Genomic DNA, 16,723 nt, shown 5'->3' on the forward strand with positions numbered 1-16,723 from the left:
TGCTCAGCCGCCGATGGCCGACATCGGGCGGTCGGGCTGGAGGAACTCCGGGGCATCGATCCCGGCCCCCGCCTTCTTGCCCCACATCGCCGCACGCCACAGCCCGCCGATCTCGGCGTCGCTGCCGCCCGAGCGCAGCGCCGTCCGAAGGTCGGTCTCCCCGGTCGCGAAGAGGCAGTTGCGCACCTGTCCGTCGGCGGTCAGCCTGGTCCGGTCGCAGGCGCGGCAGAACGGCCGGGTGACGGAGGCGATCACGCCCACCCGGCCCGGGCCGCCGTCGACCAGCCAGCGTTCGGCCGGCGCCGCGCCGCGGCGGGCGGAGGGCTCGGGGGTGAGCGTGAAACGGCCGGCGAGCCGGTCCAGGATCTCCTCGGCGGTGACCATCGCGGAGCGGTCCCAGCCGTGCTGGGCGTCCAGCGGCATCTGCTCGATGAACCGCAGCTCGTAGCCGCGCTCCAGGCACCAGGCGAGCAGCTCGGGCGCCTCGTGGTCGTTGACCCCGCGCATCAGCACGGCGTTGAGCTTGACCGGCGTCAGCCCGGCGGCCTCGGCGGCGGCCAGCCCGTCCAGGACGTCCTGGTGGCGGTGGCGGCGGGTGAGCGTGTGGAAGGTGTCCGGGTCGAGGGTGTCGAGCGAGACGTTGACCCGGTCCAGGCCGGCGGCCTTCAGTGCCGCGGCCGTCCGGGCGAGGCCGATGCCGTTGGTGGTGAGGGAGAGCTCGGGGCGCGGTTCGAGCGCCGCGCAGGCGTCGACTATGCCGACCAGTCCGGGCCGCAGCAGCGGCTCGCCGCCGGTGAACCGGACCTCCCGGACCCCGAGGTCACGGACCGCGACCGTCACCAGCCGGACGATCTCCTCGTCGGTGAGCAGGTCCGGCTTGGCCAGCCACTGCAGGCCCTCCTCCGGCATGCAGTAGGTGCAGCGCAGGTTGCACCTGTCCGTGAGGGAGACCCGCAGGTCGACGGCCTGCCGGCCGAAGGTGTCGAGGAGCACGGCGGTCCTTCCCGGATTGTGCGGCCGGCCCCGGGAACGCGGCCGGCCCGGCCGCCGCAACCGGCGGGCCGGGCCAGCTTAGCCATCGTCCCCGTGTCAGTGGGCGCCCAGTCCGGTCAGCGAGCGGACCTCCAGTTCAGCGTACTTCGCCGGGTCGGCCTTCTCCCCGGAGAGCAGGGTCCCGATCCAGCCCGCCAGGAAACCGACCGGGATGGAGACCAGGCCGGGGTTCTCCAGCGGGAACCAGTGGAAGTCGGAGTGCGGGAAGAGCGAGTTCTTGCCGCCGGAGACGACCGGCGAGAACAGCACCAGCGTCACCGAGGTGATCAGGCCGGCGTAGACCGAGCTGACCGCACCCGTCGTGTTGAACCGCTTCCAGAACAGCGAGTACAGCAGCGTCGGCAGGTTGGCCGAGGCGGCGACCGCGAAGGCCAGCGCGACCAGGGCGGCGGTGTTGAGCTTCCCCGCGAAGAGACTGAGCACGATGGCGACCGCGCCGATCGCGACGGCGGCCCACTTCGCCGAGAGCACCTCCTCCCTCTCGGTGGCCTTGCCGCGCCGGATCACGTTGGCGTACAGGTCGTGGGCGAAGGATGCCGAGGACGCGAGGGTGAGACCGGCCACCACCGCCAGGATGGTGGCGAAGGCGACCGCGGAGATCACCGCCAGCAGGATCGCGCCGCCGGTGGTGCCCGCGCCGCCGCCGAGCTCCTCGGCCAGCTGCGGGGCCGCGGTGTTGCCGGCCGCGTTGGCCGCCTTGATCGCCTTGGGCCCGACCAGCGCCGCCGCGCCGAAGCCGAGCGCGAGGGTCATCAGGTAGAACCCGCCGATGATGCCGATCGCCCAGAGCACGGACTTCCGGGCCGCCCTGGCGGTGGGCACGGTGTAGAAGCGGACCAGGATGTGCGGGAGCCCGGCGGTGCCGAGGACGAGCGCGATCCCGAGGCTGATGAAGTCGAGTTTGCTGGTGCCGTTCGCGCCGTACTTGAGCCCCGGCTCCAGGAACGCCGCCCCCTTGCCGCTGGCACTGGCCGCGGCGCCGAGCAGCTCGGAGGGGTTGAAGTGGTACTTGGCCAGCACCAGGACGGTCATCAGCGCGGTGCCGGCGATCAGCAGCACGGCCTTGATGATCTGCACCCAGGTGGTGCCCTTCATCCCCCCGATCACCACGTAGACCACCATCAGCGCGCCGACCGCCACGATGGTCGCCTGCTTGGCCCGGTCCCCGCTGACGCCGAGCAGCAGGGCCACCAGGGTCCCGGCACCGACCATCTGGGCGAGCAGGTAGAAGATCGACACCACGATGGTGGAGATGCCGGCGGCGGTGCGGACCGGGCGCTGGCGCATCCGGAACGCGAGCACGTCCGCCATGGTGTAGCGGCCGGAGTTGCGCAGCGGTTCGGCGACCAGCAGCAGCGCGACCAGCCAGGCGACCAGGAAGCCGATCGAGTAGAGGAAGCCGTCGTAACCGGAGAGCGCGATGGCGCCGGCGATGCCGAGGAAGGAGGCGGCGGACATGTAGTCGCCGGAGATGGCCAGACCGTTCTGGAAGCCGGTGAAGCTGCGGCCGCCGGCGTAGAAGTCAGCGGCGTCCTTGGTCTGCCGCCCCGCCCAGACGGTGATGGCCAGGGTCGCCAGCACGAAGAACCCGAACAGGGTCAGCGTGAGGGGACGGTGCTCGGTGGCGGTACTGGCGAGCATCATCATTCGGCGGCCTCCCGGGGGGCGTGGACCACGGCGCCGCGCGCCTCGCGGATCGCGGCGGCGGACGGGTCGAGCCGCCGGTCCGCGTAGCGCGCGTACCAGGCCGCGATGGCGAAGGTGGTGACGAACTGCAGGAGCCCGAGGACCAGGGCGACGTTGACGTGCCCGACCACCTTGGTGCCCATCAGGCCGGGCGCGTAGCAGGAGAGCAGGACGTAGAGCAGGTACCAGAGGACGAAGCCGATGGTGACGGGGAACGCGTAGCTCCGGAACGAGCGCCGCAGTGTTCGGAACTCCTCGCTGTCTTCGATGAGTTCGACTTCCGTAGGGGCGGTGGTGATCGGCGGCGAATCCACTCTGTCTCTCCTCACTCCTTCGGCGTAGCTGTCGCACAAGGGGAACGATCGAACGTGAGGGGCGTCACAATCCGGGTGCGCGCCGCGCAATGCTAGGAGCGTCGCGCCCGCCCCGAAAGGGGTTGACCGCGATCAGCCAGCCGTTCACCCCCTCGCACTATCCAATTGGCTGAAATCAGACCATCCCGCCGGGCCCTGACGCGTACGACCGACCCCCGTCCGTACTGTCACCGCGCGGTGGCAGCCTCCAGCAACTCATGTGATCTTCATGAAGTCATGCCTTTTCGCGCACATCGAGGCGCGCACCGTCGGCGTCCCGTCAGTTCTCCGACGCCGCCGAGGCACTGATCCCGTATCTCCAGGGGGAATCCACCATCGTGAACCGCAGCACCCGCGCGGCACGGCTACTCCTGATGCCGCTCCTGGCATCCGCCCTCGCCCTGGCCGACCCGCTCCCCGCCGCCTCCGCCGCCCCGGCCACCCCCACGACCGACCCGGCCTTCCTGCCCGAACTCGTCGTCCCCGGGCAGCCGTTGCCCCAGCCCCGGACGGAAACCCTGCTCGCCGCCGGCGCCAAGGGCTTCCTGCACACCACGCAGGACGCCACCTTCGCCTGGACCGCCTACGACACGGGCGCCACCACGGTGGTCGGCGCCTACGACGTCGGTCGACCCGATCCCGGATTGCATGGCGCCGGATCGGACGTCACCATCGACACCGACCCACACCAGCCGAGCAAGGTCTGGAAGCTCCGGGACATGGCCTCCGGCACGGTCACCACCCTGAACGCGCCAGAGGCTGCGAATCTCGGAGGTGTCTACGGCGACGCCGTACTGGCCGACAGGTACGTGCCGGTCCCGAACGCCGGGACGGTGATGCTCGGATCCATGGCATTCCTCCGCGCCACCGCCGACGGAAGCACTGTTTCCGTGCCCATCACGGGCTGGCCGGACTCCGGGGTCGTCCCGCGCTCGGTCTCGCACATGGGCGGGGATGCCAAGGAGGCCGCGCTGGGTTTCTTCGACGACGCCGGCAAGTTCCGGATCGCCCTGGCCGACACCCACACCGGTGCACTCCGGGTCTCCCCGCCGGTCGCCTCGGCACGCTCCGCCAGCGCCTCCTGGTTCGCCGGCGCGGCGGCGATCGACGACAGTCACGTTGCCTGGATCGGTGACGACCACAACGTCCACGTGCTGCCCCGTGCCGACCTCGCTGCCGCCGAGAGCGTGATCCCTTTCGACCCCTATGACGGGGCCAGCTCGATCGGCCTGTCCGGCGACTGGCTGTTGAGCGTCGGGCGCCCGCCCTACGACAAGCACGATTCGGCGGTCCCCACCCAGCGGGAGCTGAAGGCCACGCCGATCGGGGGCGGTGATCCGGTCACGGTGATGCCGCACGCCTCACCCACCATCGCCCAGGCCCCCGACGGCACGGCGCTCGTCGAAGGCGGTGACACCGCCGCCGACTGGACGGTCCGCAAGGTCACGGCTGCAGGGGGCGCGGCACCCTCGGCCGTCGCGGTGAACTACAAAGTGGCGCCGGACTCCTACAGGTTGGACTCGCTGAACCTGTCCGCGAACGTCCTCAGCAGCGCCGAGAGCGGCTACGTCCCCAGCATGGGCTTCTACGAACGCCGGGTCACCCCCGGCCCCTCGCCCACCGTGTCGGCCCCCCGTTCCCAGGGTGCCGCCGACTACCTCGGTCCCAACATCTCGTGCGGAGGCAGCAACGCCCTGTGCACGGACATGGTCGGCACCGGTGACGGTCGGGTGGTCCACTTCAGTTCCCGCGGCCTCGTCGTGCGCCAGGACCAGAACGTCCGTGAGATCAACACGAACGGGGTGCGGATCGCGCGCATCGTCGAGGCCGACGGTCGCTTCCTGCTGTTGGACACCTCCCCCGCGTTGTCCTGGAACCCGTCTTCGCTGGCGGTGCTCGACATCGACAATGCAACTTCGGGAACGCCGGTGGCGACGGCCTCCACGGGCGCCGGCACGATCGAGGGCGGCCGGCTGTTCACCGCGGGTTCCAACCCTGGAGAGATCACCGTCTTGGACCTCGCGAACCAGCAGACCCGGACCGTACAGACCGGCCGGGGCTGCGCGGTCACCGACTTGAAGTCAGCCCGCGGGTGGCTCTACTGGAGTTGCCGTGCCGAGGGGTCCGCCGGGCTGCTGCGGCAGGACGGCACGAGCCGCCCCATCGAGGTACCGGCACGCGCCGACGGAATGGGGGACGGGTTCCTCCTCTACACGAACGGCGGCGACAACCGGAGCACCGTGGTGGACTTCCACACCGGTATCCCGGTCACCAGCTCCCTCAAGACCCGCCTCAATCCGAGTCAGCTCGTCAACCCGTGGAGCGTCGACCGCTTCGGCGGCGGTCTGGTCTACGGCGACAAGCACCAGAACCTCCACCTGGTCTCCGTCATCGCCCCCGGCACCACGTTCACCACCGTCAGCCCCGAGCGTCTGCTGGACACCCGTAGCGCCGTCGGCCGGACCGGCACCGACAAGGTCCCCGGCCGCGACGTCTTCAGCCTCCAGGTGGCCGGGCGCGCCAACGTGCCCGCCAACGCCAAGGCCGTCGTGCTCAACGTCACGGCCACGGAGACCGACGGGCCGGGGCACCTCACCGTCTGGGCGTCGAGCGCGCCGCAGCCGACCTCCAGCAACCTCAATTGGACCGGCAGCGGCGTCACCACCCCCAACCTCGTCGTCGTCCCGCTCGACGACGCCGGCCGGGTGATGTTCTTCAACGGTGCCCGGACCGGCACGCACCTCATCGCGGACGTGTTCGGCTACTACGTCTGAGCCCGTCCGGCCGCACCAACGACACCGGCCTGTGCCCCCCGGGGGGCACAGGCCGGTGTCGTGCGATCGACGGACCGGTCAGAAGGCGATCCGCACCTTCAGGGCGGAGCGGTCGTCCATCGCGCGGTAGCCGTCGGGGACTTCGTCCAGGCCGATGGTGCGGTCGAAGACCAGGCCGGGCTCGATGGCGCCGGAGAGGACGTCCGGCAGGAGCTCGGGGATGTAGGCGCGGGCCGGGGCGACACCGCCGTTGAGCGAAACGTTTCGGCCGAACATCTGACCGATGTCGACGCCCGCGCTGCCGCCGTGCGGCACCCCGACGTAGCCGACCGCGCCGCCGTCGCGGGCGATCGAGACGGCCGTGCGCATCGACTCCTCGGTGCCGACCGCCTCCAGCACGGCGTGCGCGCCCTGGCCGCCGGTCAGCTCCTTGACCGCCTCGACCGCGGCCTCGCCGCGCTCGGCGACCACGTCCGTCGCTCCGAAGCGCCGGGCCAGGTCCGTGCGGGCGGTGTGCCGGCCGAGCGCGATGATCCGGCCTGCGCCGAGCCGGTGCGCCGCCAGCACGCCACACAGGCCCACCGCGCCGTCGCCGACCACCGCCACGGTCGCGCCCGGCCGCACGCCCGCCGTGACGGCGGCGTGGTGCCCGGTGGCCATCACGTCGGAGAGGGCGAGCAGGCTGGGCAACAGCTTCTCGTCGCCCGCCGCGTCCTTGGGCAGGGCCACCAGCGTGCCGTCGGCGAACGGGACGCGCACCGCCTCGCCCTGGCCGCCGTCCGAGCCGACCTGGCCCCAGAAGCCGCCGTGCGGGCAGGAGGTCTGCAGGCCCTCGCGGCAGAAGTCACAGCTGCCGTCGGACCAGACGAACGGGGCCACCACCAGGTCGCCCCGCTTGAATCCGGTCACCTCGGCGCCGGTCTCCTCGACCACGCCGAGGAACTCGTGCCCGATCCGCTGCCCGGCCACCCGGGCGGCGACGCCCCGGTACGCCCAGAGGTCGCTGCCGCAGATGCAGGCGTTGACCACACGGACCACGGCGTCGGTCGGGTGCTGGATCACCGGGTCCGGTACGGACTCGATCCGGATGTCGTGGGGGCCGTGGATCACGGTGGCGCGCATGGGGGTTCGTCCTTCGGAAAATCGGCCGCGCGGGGGGTGTTGAGCGGCCCTGGAATATTCGACTGGGTGTACGACGAATACGCTGCCCACTCTATTCCGGCCCGCCGGACCGCTCACTCCGAGCGGCCTTCACCACATTTCGACCGGCCCCCGCCGCCGCGGCGCTTATTCTGTTTGACCATGCATGCGATCCAGCCCGAGACGTCCGGCGAGCCGTGGACCCTCCCCGTCCCCGCCCAGCGCTCCGCCGCCCCCGCCGAGGGCTTCGCGGTGGTGGACGTCGAGACCACCGGCCTCGGCCGCTCGGACCGCGTCATCTCGGCGGGCGTCTACCAGCTGGACACCGAGGGCGAGGTGACCGACCACTGGTACACGCTCGTCAACCCCGAGCGCGACCCCGGCCCGGTCTGGATCCACGGCCTCACCGACGAGCTGCTGACCGGTGCGCCGACCTTCCCCGAGATCGCCGACGAGTTCGCCGAGCGGCTGCGCGGCCGGGTCCTGGTCGCGCACAACGCGCTCTTCGACTGGAACATGATCTCCCGCGAGTTCTCCCGGGCCGGCCGGCACGCCCCGGTCGATCAGCGGCTCTGCACCATGGTGCTCTCCCGCGACCTGCGCCTGCCGCTGCCCAACGGCAAGCTGTCCTCGCTCGCCGCGTACTTCGGCGTCCAGCAGCGCCAGGCGCACAACGCCCTCGACGACGCCCGGGTGCTCGCCGAGGCGTTCCGCCCCAGCCTGCACCTGGCCCGCAGCGGGGGCGTCCCGCTGCCGCTGCAGAACTGCGTCGCCGTCACCGACCTCGGCGACGACGAACCCGTCTCCGCCGCCCGCAGCTCGTGGACGGGCTCGTCCTACCGGCAGGCGAAGAAGCGCCCGCCGTGCCCGTACCCGAACCCCGGGCGCTGGGAGGACGGCAAGCCGCTGGTGCAGGGCATGCGGGTGGCGTTCACCGGCGACACCGCGACCGACCGCGAGCTGCTGGAGGACCGCGCCGTCGAGGCCGGCCTGCACATCGCCACCTCCGTGAGCCGGCTCACCAGCCTGCTGGTCACCAACGAGCCCGGCAGCTGGAGCGGCAAGGCCCGCAAGGCCCGCGAGGTCGGCACCCCGGTGGTCGGCGAGGACGCCTTCCTCCAGCTTCTGCGCGAGGTCGCCCCGCACCCCGGTGCGTGATCCGGTTGTGAGGTGGGCGTACCGTGCCCGTGTGTACCGTTTCCTCCTCTCCCGGCGCTGGCTGATCACGCTGCTGATCGCCGTGCTGCTGATCCCCACCACCATCCGGCTGGGGTTCTGGCAGCTGCACCGCCACGAGGCGCGGGTGGACCGCAACGAGCTGATCGCCCGGGCCCTCACCGACCCGTCCGTGCCGTACGACAGCCTGTCGGCCACGCCCGGTTTCGCCGTCCCCAAGGACCTGACCTGGCGAACGGTGACGGCCGCCGGGCAGTACGACCCGGCGCACGAGTTCGTGGTCCGCAAGCGGACCAATTCCGAGGAGAAGGTCGGCTACTTCGTCGTCACTCCGCTGGTGCTCGCCGACGGCAGGGGCACCGTCCTGGTCAACCGCGGCTGGGTGCCGTCCGGCGAGTCCGCCGCCGCCTACCCGCCGGTCCCGGCCGCACCGTCCGGCGAGGTCACCCTGACCGGCCGGCTGCGCCCCGACGAGGCCGCCACCGGCAGCATCAAGGACCGGGCCGGCCTGCCGGACCGGCAGTTCACCCTGATCAGCACCGTGCAGCAGGCCAAGGAGACCGGCGCCGCCCTGCTCGGCGGCTACCTGGAGCTCACCGCCACCGCCCCGGCCCCGGCCGACCAGCCCGAGCTGCTGCCCGAGCCCAACCACTCGGACATCGGTCCGCACATGGCGTACGCGATCCAGTGGTGGCTGTTCACCGCGATGATCCCGGTCGGGGTCTGGGTGATGGTCCGCCGGGAGGCCAAGGACCGCCGCAAGGAGGCCGCCGAGGCCGAGGTGGCGCTGGAGGCCGTCCCGGCGTAGCCGCCGGCCGGACGCCCGCCGTGGTGCGCCCGCCGTGGTGCGCCCGCCGCCGCAGGCCCGCTACAGCACGTCCTCCAGCTCGCGCAGCAGCCGGGCCTTGGCGCGGGCGCCGACCACGACTTTCACCGGCTCGCCGCCCCGGAACACCATCAGCGTCGGCATCGACAGCACGCCGTACGCGGCCTGCGTCTGCGGGTTCCGGTCCACGTCCAGGCTGACCACCGTCAGCCGGTGGGCCTCCTCCCGCGCGATGTCCGCCAGCACCGGCACCATCTGGCGGCACGGCGGGCACCAGTCCGCCGTGAAGTCCACCAGCACCGGCCCCTGCGCCGCCAGCACCTCGGCCGCGAACGTCTCGTCCGTGACCGCCGGCACACCCGTGATCCGCACCATCTACCGCTCCTCCCGCTCGATCGCCAACTCGCACTGCGGCACCTGTCCGGCGGCCTCCGCCGCCAGTTCGTCCCGGGCCTGCTCGGCCCGGGCGAACTGCTCGGCCACCTGCGTACGGACCTCCTGCAACCGGCCGATGCACGCGTCCAGCTCGGCCAGCTTGCGCCGGTAGACCTCCAGCGAGGCCGGGCAGGAGTCCCCTTCCGGGTGGCCCGCCTGGAGGCACTCCACGAACGGGCGGGTCTCCTCCAGCCCGAACCCGAAGTCCTGCAGGGTACGGATCTGCCGGAGCAGCCGCAGGTCGTCCTCGCCGTACGCGCGGTAGCCGTTGCCGGCCCGCCGGGCGGGCAGCAGCCCGAGCTGCTCGTAGTACCGCAGCGCCCGGGTGGTCGTCCCCGCCCGCTGCGCCAACTCGCCGATCCGCATCCCCGCACCCGCCCTTCCGGCCGCGCTCCGAAGGCCGCCGGGAACGACGGTAGACCTTGACGCCGACGTCAACGCCAGCCGGTCCGCCCGGGCTTCTAGTGCCGGGTGTTGTAGAAGCCGATCAGCACCGCACCCCACCAGCCGGCCTGCGAGACCAGGGCCGAAGCGGCGCCCCTGGTCAGCAGCGGGGCGGGCGGGCGGCGGTCGCCGTAGGCCGTCAGCCTGCGGTGCAGCGTGCTCGCGTACACCCCGTTGAGCGCGATCAGCAGGACGAGCCCCAGCTTCACCTGGGTCAGTCCGGAGGAGAGGTCCGGCTCCAGCATCACTCCGCTGAGCACCAGCCCGGCCAGCCCGCCCCAGACCGGGACGTGCAGCGGCGTGGTGAAGTCCACCACCTGACGCAGCGTGCGGCGGCCGAACAGCCAGAGCAGCCCGTAGTAGTCGATGGCCAGCACCGCGCCCAGGCCCACCACCAGGGCCGCCAGGTGCAGGAACAGTGCGACCGTGTGCAGCGCCGGGTCGGCGTGCAGGTGCCCGGCGGTCCAGGCGCTGGCGGCCCAGAGCAGGCAGACGGCCGCGGCCGCGGCGCCGACCCGCAGTCTGCGCTGGACGTCGTCCGTGACAGCCGCGGCTCCCCCCTGGGCCCGGACGGTGAGGTGACGCTTGGACATGATGGTGCTCCGCGATCGGGGGAGGTAAAGGGCGGACAAGCAAGGGTAGGTTTCCCTAACTTCGTTTCGCCGTCAACTTTCGGCCACCAGGACATCGATCCGGCCATGAAGCGACCGCCGCCGCCACTCCGGACCCGGCCGGTGCCCCTGCTCCCCCACCCGGCAGGATGGGGCCATGGATCTCGGACTGAAGGACAAGGTGTACGTGGTCACCGGCGCCACCCGGGGCCTCGGCTTCGCGGCCGCCCGGGAGCTGGCCGCCGACGGGGCCCGGGTGCTGGTCAGCGGCCGGAGCGAGGAGTCCGTGGACGCCGCCGTCACCGCGCTCGACGCCCTCGGCGGCCCCGGGGCCGCGCACGGCCTGGTGGCCGACAACTCCGCCCCCGGGACCGCCGACCGCCTGCTCACGGCGGCCGTCGAACGCTTCGGCCGGCTGGACGGCGTGCTGATCAGCGTCGGCGGCCCGCAGGCCGGCCCGGTGACGACCGTCCCCGAGGAGGCCTGGCGCGACGCCTTCGAATCGGTCTTCCTGGGCGCCCTGCGCATCGCCCGCGCCGCGGCCGGCGCGCTCGGCGAAGGCGGCGTGATCGGCTTCGTGCTCTCCGGCTCGGTCCGCCAGCCGATCCCCGGCCTCGGCGTCTCGAACGGCCTGCGGCCCGGCCTCGCGATGGCCGCCAAGTCGCTCGCCGACGAGCTGGGACCGCGCGGCATCCGGGTGGTCGGGCTGCTCCCGGCCCGGATCGACACCGACCGGGTGCGCGAACTGGACACCCTCGGCGGCGACCCCGATGCGGCCCGCGCCCAGCACAGCGCCGCCATCCCGCTCGGCCGCTACGGTACCCCGGAGGAGTTCGGCAAGGTCGCCGCCTTCCTGCTCTCCCCCGCCGCCTCCTACCTGACCGGCGTGATGGTGCCGGTCGACGGCGGCGCCCTGCGCACCCTCTGACCGGCCGGCCCCGCCGGGCTACCGCACCCGCGGGTGCTTGCGCCGGCCACCGCGCCCCGGGGCGGCCGGCTTCGCCGCCACCACCCGTACGCGCAGGTCGGCGGGCAGCTCGGCGAGGCCGAGGCTGGTCCGGGCGTCGGTGCGCGGGCCGGTCTCGAAGTGCTCGACCAGCGCCGCCGGATCGCCCCCGGGGGTCAGCCGCACGGCGGCGCGCAGCCGCGGGTGCCGCGGGCCCCGGACCAGGTGGACGTCGGCCCGGTCGACCTCCGGGAGCGCGACCGCGCCGGTCTCCAGCACCTCCTCCAGCGCCCGGCTGCGCAGCCGCAGCCGCAGCCCGGACGCACCGGGTGTGGGCACGCCGACGGTCGCCGGGCCGCTGCGCCGCAGCTGCGCGAAGAGCCACCAGGCCGCGCCGGCCACCACGACGACCAGCCCCCCGATCACGGCGGGCCACCACCAGCCCTGGTCGGACCAGTGGGTCCGCGACTCGACGCTGACCACCGGCTGGTCCGGCGAGGTGAGCGGCCACCAGCCCGGCGGGTCCACGCCCAGCCGCCCGTACAGGTCGAGGCCGCCCGCCAGGACCAGCACCCCGACGGCGAACAGCACCAGCCCGGCCACCCCGAGCAGCACACGGTTGACCGTGGTCCGGCTCATCCCGCCCCTCCCGCCCCGGACGCTCCGGCGTCCCGCGTACCGCCCTGCGCGCCGTTCTGTGCGCCGTTCTGTGCGCCGTTCTGTGCGCTCTCCTCCGCGCCCGCTGCCGTACCCGCCTGCGTTCCGGCCCCCGTGCTGGACCCCACGCCGACCTCTGCCCCGGTCCCCGCACCGGACCCCACGCCCGCCGGCCCACCCGTCTCCCCGTCCGCCGCCGCACCCGTCCCCGCACCGGCACCGGCACCGGCCGCCGCACCCGTATCCGCACCCGTGTCCGCACCCGCATCCGCATCGCCACGGCGCGCACGGCCGCGCCCGGTCCGCACGTCGAGCCGGAGCGGCCGGGCCAGGGTGACCCGCGCCAGCTCCTCCCGCAGCTGCCGCTGCACGCTGGCCGGGTCGGCCGGCCCCCGGAGGAGGATCTTCACCCGGCGGCGGTTGATCCGCAGGGTGAGGTGCTCGACGCCCGGCAGCCCGGCGGCCCGGTCGAGCAGCAGGGTGCCCACACCGGCCCGGTCGATGGCGGCGGCGGTGTCGCCGTGCGGGCGCAACGACAGCCAGCGGCGCAGCCCGGGGGCGAACGCGAGCCAGAGCAGCCAGGCCCCGAGCAGGGCGGCGGCCCCGGCACCGAGCAGGACCCAGGGGTCGTCCAGGTGGCGGGTGGCCAGTTCGTCGGCGATCTCGGCGCGCCAGCGGCGGGCGGAGTGGCCGGTGCGCACGGCGATCACGTCGTAGAGCAGGGCCACGCCGAACACCAGCACCACGGTGGCGACCACCACCGCGGCGAACGTGCGCGGGGCCCGCAGCCGGGGCACGTTCACCACCTCGGGCTCGGGCGGTTCGGCCGTCGGCTCCACCCGCGGGGCTTCCGGCGGGGCTTCCGGCGGCCGCTCGGTCATCCCGCTCCCCTCGGCACCAGCTTCTCCACGACCACCACCACCTCGCTGACGCGGGTCCCGGTCAGCCCGCGGACCTGGGCGGTGACCCGGTCGCGGACGGCGCGGGCGAGCGCGGCGAAGTCGGCGGGGAAGGGCAGGTCGACGGCGACGTGGACGAGGACGGTGGAGCCGGGCGTGGAGACGGACACCTTCGGCGGACCTCCCCGCTCGGCCCGGCCGCGCCAGGCGTCGGCGAGTGCGTCGCGGGCGGCCCGGGCGGCGATCCGGGCGTAGACCCGGTCGGCGATCCGCAGCCGGCCGCGGGCGCCGGGCTCGCGCCGGCGGACGCCGGAGGGGGACGGGGTGAGGGCCGCCATCAACGGTGCCGGTCGCGGCCGCGCAGCAGGTCGCCGAGTTCGCCGAGTTCGATGTCGCCCTCCAGCAGCCTTCCGGCCACGAAGCCGACCACGCCCAGCGCGGCCACCAGTAGGAACGCCGCGAATCCGCCGAAATAGCCGGCGAAGCCGAGGGCCATACCCACCACCAGGCCGATGAGGGCCAGGTTCATCCGCTCCACCTCGTCTTCCGCTGCTTCCCCGCCGCGCGGGCTGCCCCGACCCCGCCACCTCGACGCGGGCCGCTACCTCAGCTTCGGCCTCTGGCCGGAGGAGGGGGTCTCCTCTTCCTCCTCCTCGACGTCAGGCTCGTCGGGGAGGTGGACGTCGTTGACCGCGATGTTGACCTCGACCACTTCCAGGCCGGTCATCCGCTCGACGGCGTCGATGATGTTCTCCCGCACCTGGCGGGCCAGGTCGGGGATGACCACGCCGTACTCGACGACCAGGGCGATGTCGATGGCGGTCTGCTTCTCCCCGACCTCGGCCTTGATGCCGCGCCCGATGCTGGACTTGCCGCCGGGCACCCGGTCGCGCATCGCCCCGAAGGTCCGGGAGAGGCCCGAGCCGAGGGCGTGGATGCCGGAGACCTCACGGGCGGCCATGCCGGCGATCTTCTCGACCACGCCGACGGCCAGCGCGGTGCGGCCGCGCTCACCGAGGGGCTTGCTGCTGTCGCTGCTGGAGGGCGTCGCGGCAGCAGGGGCGGTCGAGGGGTTCTTGTGCAGGGTGGCGGGCGTCGGAGTGTCAGGCATGGGCGCTTCTCCCGTCGTACGGCTCCAGCTATATCGCAAATCGCTCTAACTCTGGCATTTCGCCACGATTCCCGCCCCCGGAGAGCCGCCTCGTGCAGGCCCCGCCCGCGCAGGCCCCGCCCCGGAGAGCCGCCTCGCGGGGGCGGGAACGCCGAAGGCCCGGCTCGCGGGGGCACCCCCGCGGGCCGGGCCTTCGGCAGTGGGCCGGCGGTCAGTCGCCGATGCCGGCCAGGTCGCGCAGCCGGCGGGCCTGGGCCACCCGCTCGGCCGACCGCTGCTCGTCGTACGAGCGGCTGCCCGCCCCCCGGAGCAGCGCCTTGGTCTCGATGACGGCGCTGCGCGGCGCGGCCAGCAGTGCGGCGGCGAGGTCACGGGCGGCGCCGTCGAGCTCCTCGGCGGGGACGGCCAGGTTGGCCAGGCCGGTGGCGGCGGCCTCCTCGGCGCCGACCCAGCGGCCGGTGGCGCAGATCTCCAGCGCCCGGGCGTAGCCGACCAGATCGGTGAGCGGCTTGGTGCCCGCCAGGTCGGGGACGAGGCCGAGCGAGGTCTCCTTCATGGAGAACTGGACGTCCTCGGCGACGACGCGCAGGTCGCAGCCGAGGGCGAGCTGGAAGCCGGCACCGACGGCGTGGCCCTGGACGGCGGCGATGGAGACCAGGTCGGGGCGGCGCCACCAGGAGAAGGCCTCCTGGTAGGAGGCGATGGTGTCGTCGAGGTCCTTGTCCTCGGCGGCGGCCAGCTGGAGGAAGGTGCGCTCGCCGGGGATGCCCTCGGCGGTGAACATCGCGCGGTCCAGGCCGGCCGAGAAGGAGACGCCCTCGGCGCGCAGCAGCACCACCCGGACGCTGCCCGGCAGCCGGCGACCGGCCTCGGTCAGGGCACGCCACATCGCGGGGGACTGGGCGTTGCGCCGCTTGGGCTGACAGAGGGTGACGACGGCAAGCTCGCCGTCGATCTCCAGGCGGACGCCGTCCTGCTCCCAGCTCGGAGCCTGCGGGTCGGTGACGGGGGCGGTCATGCGGGGACCTCCGGTGGCGGGGGACTTGGCTACCGGAGAGTAACAAACCTGGGCGCGCAGCGGCAGGGCGTCGGCGCACGACATCGCGAAAGGAAGGGAGGCGCCGGCCTGCGGCGCGGGCGGGCATGACGATCGGCGGCCGGTTCGCACGGGCCGGGGGCGGACGACCAACTGTCGTCCCCCCGGTCGGCGCCCTGCCGCCGAGTCATCCGCCGATGGACTGACGGACCGTCAGGAGCTGGCTCCAGCAGTAGCTTTGTTCTTGCCCCGCGTGGCACCGCCGCGGCCCCGGAGGATCACTCCGGACTCGCTCAGCATCCGGTGCACGAAGCCGTACGAACGACCGGTCTCCTCCGCGAGAGCGCGAATGCTCGCCCCGGAGTCGTACTTCTTCTTGAGATCGGCCGCGAGCTTCTCACGCGCGGCACCGGTCACCCGGCTGCCCTTTTTCAGAGTCTCGGCCACCCGTGCCTCCTCGTAGCGTTGCTCGGTCAGATTCCCATGATCACCCATCCACAGCGTCCTGGCCACCCATTCGACAAGGTCGATGTCGGGAATGCGTGGTCCGCCGGTGGTGATCCGAGCGCACAAGGGCGCTCACGCAGAGTGCGCGCCCCCGGGGCGATTGCGCCATCCGGCGCGAAAGGGCTGATCAGCAGCGTCGGCCCGACCACGATCGAGTGGCGGGCCGACGGAAGCTCCTCAAACGGAATCCGGGACCTCTTCATTCCCGGACACGCCGTAAGGACTGGTTTTTCTGGTCCAAAGAGAGGACCCGATGTCTACTTCAGGTCAGGCGAGGGAGACCAGATCGGCGTAGGCCGGGCTCCAGAGGTCCTCCACGCCGTCCGGCAGCAGGATGATCCGCTCCGGCTGGAGCGCGTCGACCGCGCCCTCGTCGTGGGTGACCAGCACGACCGCGCCGCTGAACTCGCGCAGCGCGCCGAGGATCTCCTCGCGGCTGGCCGGGTCGAGGTTGTTGGTGGGCTCGTCGAGCAGCAGCACGTTGGCGCTGGAGACCACCAGCGAGGCCAGCGCGAGCCGGGTCTTCTCACCGCCGGAGAGCACCCCGGCCGGCTTGTCGACATCGTCGCCCGAGAAGAGGAACGAGCCGAGGATCTTGCGGATCTGCACCAGGTCGGTGTCGGGGGCCGAGGAGCGCATGTTCTCCAGCACCGTGCGCTCCGGGTCCAGGGTCTCGTGCTCCTGGGCGTAGTAGCCGATCTTCAGGCCGTGACCCGGGATCACCTCGCCGGTGTCCGGCTTCTCCACCCCGGCCAGCATCCGCAGCAGGGTGGTCTTGCCCGCGCCGTTGAGGCCCAGCACGACGACCCGCGAACCGCGGTCGATGGCCAGGTCGACGCCGGCGAAGATCTCCAGCGAGCCGTAGGACTTGGAGAGGTCGGCGGCGGTCAGCGGGGTCTTGCCGCAGGGGGCCGGGTCGGGGAAGCGCAGCTTGGCGACCTTGTCGCTCTGCCGGACCTGCTCCAGGCCGGAGAGCAGCTTCTCGGCGCGGCGGGCCATGTTCTGCGCGGCCACCGTCTTGGTCGCCTTGGCGCGCATCTTGTCGGCCTGCGCGTTCAGCGTCGCGTCC

General features: G+C 72.9%; 19 protein-coding genes. 4 read left to right on the top strand and 15 right to left on the bottom strand.

All coding sequences use genetic code 11. The features are described from left to right. Positions 1-3: 3 nt before the first annotated feature. The 3 genes from moaA to C2142_RS10570 all read right to left on the bottom strand — a co-directional run bounded on the left by moaA (position 4) and on the right by C2142_RS10570 (position 3,053). Positions 4-993 (bottom strand): GTP 3',8-cyclase MoaA, encoded by a 990-nt coding sequence (moaA, locus tag C2142_RS10560; protein WP_241002493.1) that lies wholly within the window; start codon positions 991-993, stop codon positions 4-6. Between the two features lie 96 nt (positions 994-1,089). Beyond that, a complete protein-coding gene (locus C2142_RS10565) occupies positions 1,090-2,700 on the bottom strand; it encodes a cation acetate symporter (protein ID WP_148642403.1) in 1,611 nt (536 codons plus the stop codon). Beyond that, entirely contained in the window at positions 2,697-3,053 is a 357-nt protein-coding gene (locus tag C2142_RS10570) for a DUF485 domain-containing protein (protein ID WP_241002494.1), read from the bottom strand. The genes C2142_RS10565 and C2142_RS10570 overlap by 4 nt, the downstream gene beginning before the upstream one ends. A 377-nt stretch (positions 3,054-3,430) precedes the next feature. On the opposite strand from C2142_RS10570, the gene C2142_RS10575 reads away from it, so the two are divergent. Next, on the top strand, positions 3,431-5,866 hold the full coding sequence (locus C2142_RS10575) for a hypothetical protein (protein WP_148642405.1): 2,436 nt from the start codon (positions 3,431-3,433) through the stop codon (positions 5,864-5,866). Between the two features lie 78 nt (positions 5,867-5,944). Here the strand turns inward: C2142_RS10575 and C2142_RS10580 are convergent, their stop codons facing one another. Continuing rightward, on the bottom strand, positions 5,945-6,988 hold the full coding sequence (locus C2142_RS10580; RefSeq protein ID WP_148642406.1) for a zinc-dependent alcohol dehydrogenase family protein: 1,044 nt from the start codon (positions 6,986-6,988) through the stop codon (positions 5,945-5,947). 180 nt (positions 6,989-7,168) lie between these two features. On the opposite strand from C2142_RS10580, the gene C2142_RS10585 reads away from it, so the two are divergent. Together C2142_RS10585 and C2142_RS10590 are read left to right on the top strand one after the other, a co-directional pair. Continuing rightward, entirely contained in the window at positions 7,169-8,164 is a 996-nt protein-coding gene (locus C2142_RS10585) for a DEDDh family exonuclease (protein WP_148642407.1), read from the top strand. Positions 8,165-8,195: 31 nt separating this feature from the next. Further along, positions 8,196-8,990, top strand: coding sequence for an SURF1 family protein (locus tag C2142_RS10590; RefSeq protein ID WP_148642408.1), 795 nt, complete (start codon positions 8,196-8,198; stop codon positions 8,988-8,990). Between the two features lie 60 nt (positions 8,991-9,050). On the opposite strand, the gene trxA is transcribed toward C2142_RS10590, so the two are convergent. From trxA to C2142_RS10605, 3 genes are all read right to left on the bottom strand, one after another. Beyond that, the gene (trxA, locus tag C2142_RS10595; protein WP_148642409.1) at positions 9,051-9,383 is read right to left on the bottom strand and encodes a thioredoxin; all 333 of its coding nucleotides are present in this window, start codon (positions 9,381-9,383) and stop codon (positions 9,051-9,053) included. Next, positions 9,384-9,809: a MerR family transcriptional regulator gene (locus tag C2142_RS10600; protein ID WP_148642410.1), complete on the bottom strand. Its 426-nt coding sequence runs from the start codon at positions 9,807-9,809 to the stop codon at positions 9,384-9,386. Between the two features lie 95 nt (positions 9,810-9,904). Further along, a complete protein-coding gene (locus tag C2142_RS10605) occupies positions 9,905-10,480 on the bottom strand; it encodes a hypothetical protein (protein WP_206670975.1) in 576 nt (191 codons plus the stop codon). A 175-nt stretch (positions 10,481-10,655) separates the two neighbouring features. Here C2142_RS10605 and C2142_RS10610 point away from each other — a divergent pair, with 175 nt between their 5' ends. Continuing rightward, the gene (locus C2142_RS10610; protein ID WP_148642411.1) at positions 10,656-11,426 is read left to right on the top strand and encodes an SDR family oxidoreductase; all 771 of its coding nucleotides are present in this window, start codon (positions 10,656-10,658) and stop codon (positions 11,424-11,426) included. Between the two features lie 18 nt (positions 11,427-11,444). Here the strand turns inward: C2142_RS10610 and C2142_RS10615 are convergent, their stop codons facing one another. The 8 genes from C2142_RS10615 to C2142_RS39595 all read right to left on the bottom strand — a co-directional run. Then, entirely contained in the window at positions 11,445-12,083 is a 639-nt protein-coding gene (locus C2142_RS10615; RefSeq protein WP_148642412.1) for an alkaline shock response membrane anchor protein AmaP, read from the bottom strand. Next, positions 12,080-12,982, bottom strand: a complete 903-nt coding sequence (locus C2142_RS10620) for a DUF6286 domain-containing protein (RefSeq protein ID WP_148642413.1) — start codon at positions 12,980-12,982, stop codon at positions 12,080-12,082. Before C2142_RS10620 ends, C2142_RS10615 begins: the two co-directional genes overlap by 4 nt. After that, positions 12,979-13,338, bottom strand: a complete 360-nt coding sequence (locus C2142_RS10625; RefSeq protein ID WP_148642414.1) for a hypothetical protein — start codon at positions 13,336-13,338, stop codon at positions 12,979-12,981. The genes C2142_RS10620 and C2142_RS10625 overlap by 4 nt, the downstream gene beginning before the upstream one ends. Then, positions 13,338-13,529, bottom strand: coding sequence for a hypothetical protein (locus C2142_RS10630; RefSeq protein ID WP_148642415.1), 192 nt, complete (start codon positions 13,527-13,529; stop codon positions 13,338-13,340). The genes C2142_RS10625 and C2142_RS10630 overlap by 1 nt, the downstream gene beginning before the upstream one ends. A 72-nt stretch (positions 13,530-13,601) precedes the next feature. Then, positions 13,602-14,111 carry an Asp23/Gls24 family envelope stress response protein gene (locus C2142_RS10635; protein WP_148642416.1) on the bottom strand — a complete coding sequence of 170 codons (510 nt, stop codon included), beginning with the start codon at positions 14,109-14,111 and terminating at the stop codon, positions 13,602-13,604. 211 nt (positions 14,112-14,322) lie between these two features. Beyond that, the gene (locus tag C2142_RS10640; protein WP_148642417.1) at positions 14,323-15,129 is read right to left on the bottom strand and encodes an enoyl-CoA hydratase/isomerase family protein; all 807 of its coding nucleotides are present in this window, start codon (positions 15,127-15,129) and stop codon (positions 14,323-14,325) included. 231 nt (positions 15,130-15,360) lie between these two features. Continuing rightward, complete coding sequence (locus C2142_RS10645) at positions 15,361-15,594, bottom strand: helix-turn-helix domain-containing protein (protein ID WP_049658450.1); 234 nt, start codon at positions 15,592-15,594, stop codon at positions 15,361-15,363. Between the two features lie 327 nt (positions 15,595-15,921). Continuing rightward, positions 15,922-16,723, bottom strand: an 802-nt coding sequence (locus tag C2142_RS39595; RefSeq protein WP_241002495.1) for an ATP-binding cassette domain-containing protein, incomplete at its 5' end; no start/stop codon positions are given.

It is taken from the genome of Streptomyces sp. CB01881 (assembly GCF_002953255.1).
GTDB lineage: Bacteria > Actinomycetota > Actinomycetes > Streptomycetales > Streptomycetaceae > Kitasatospora.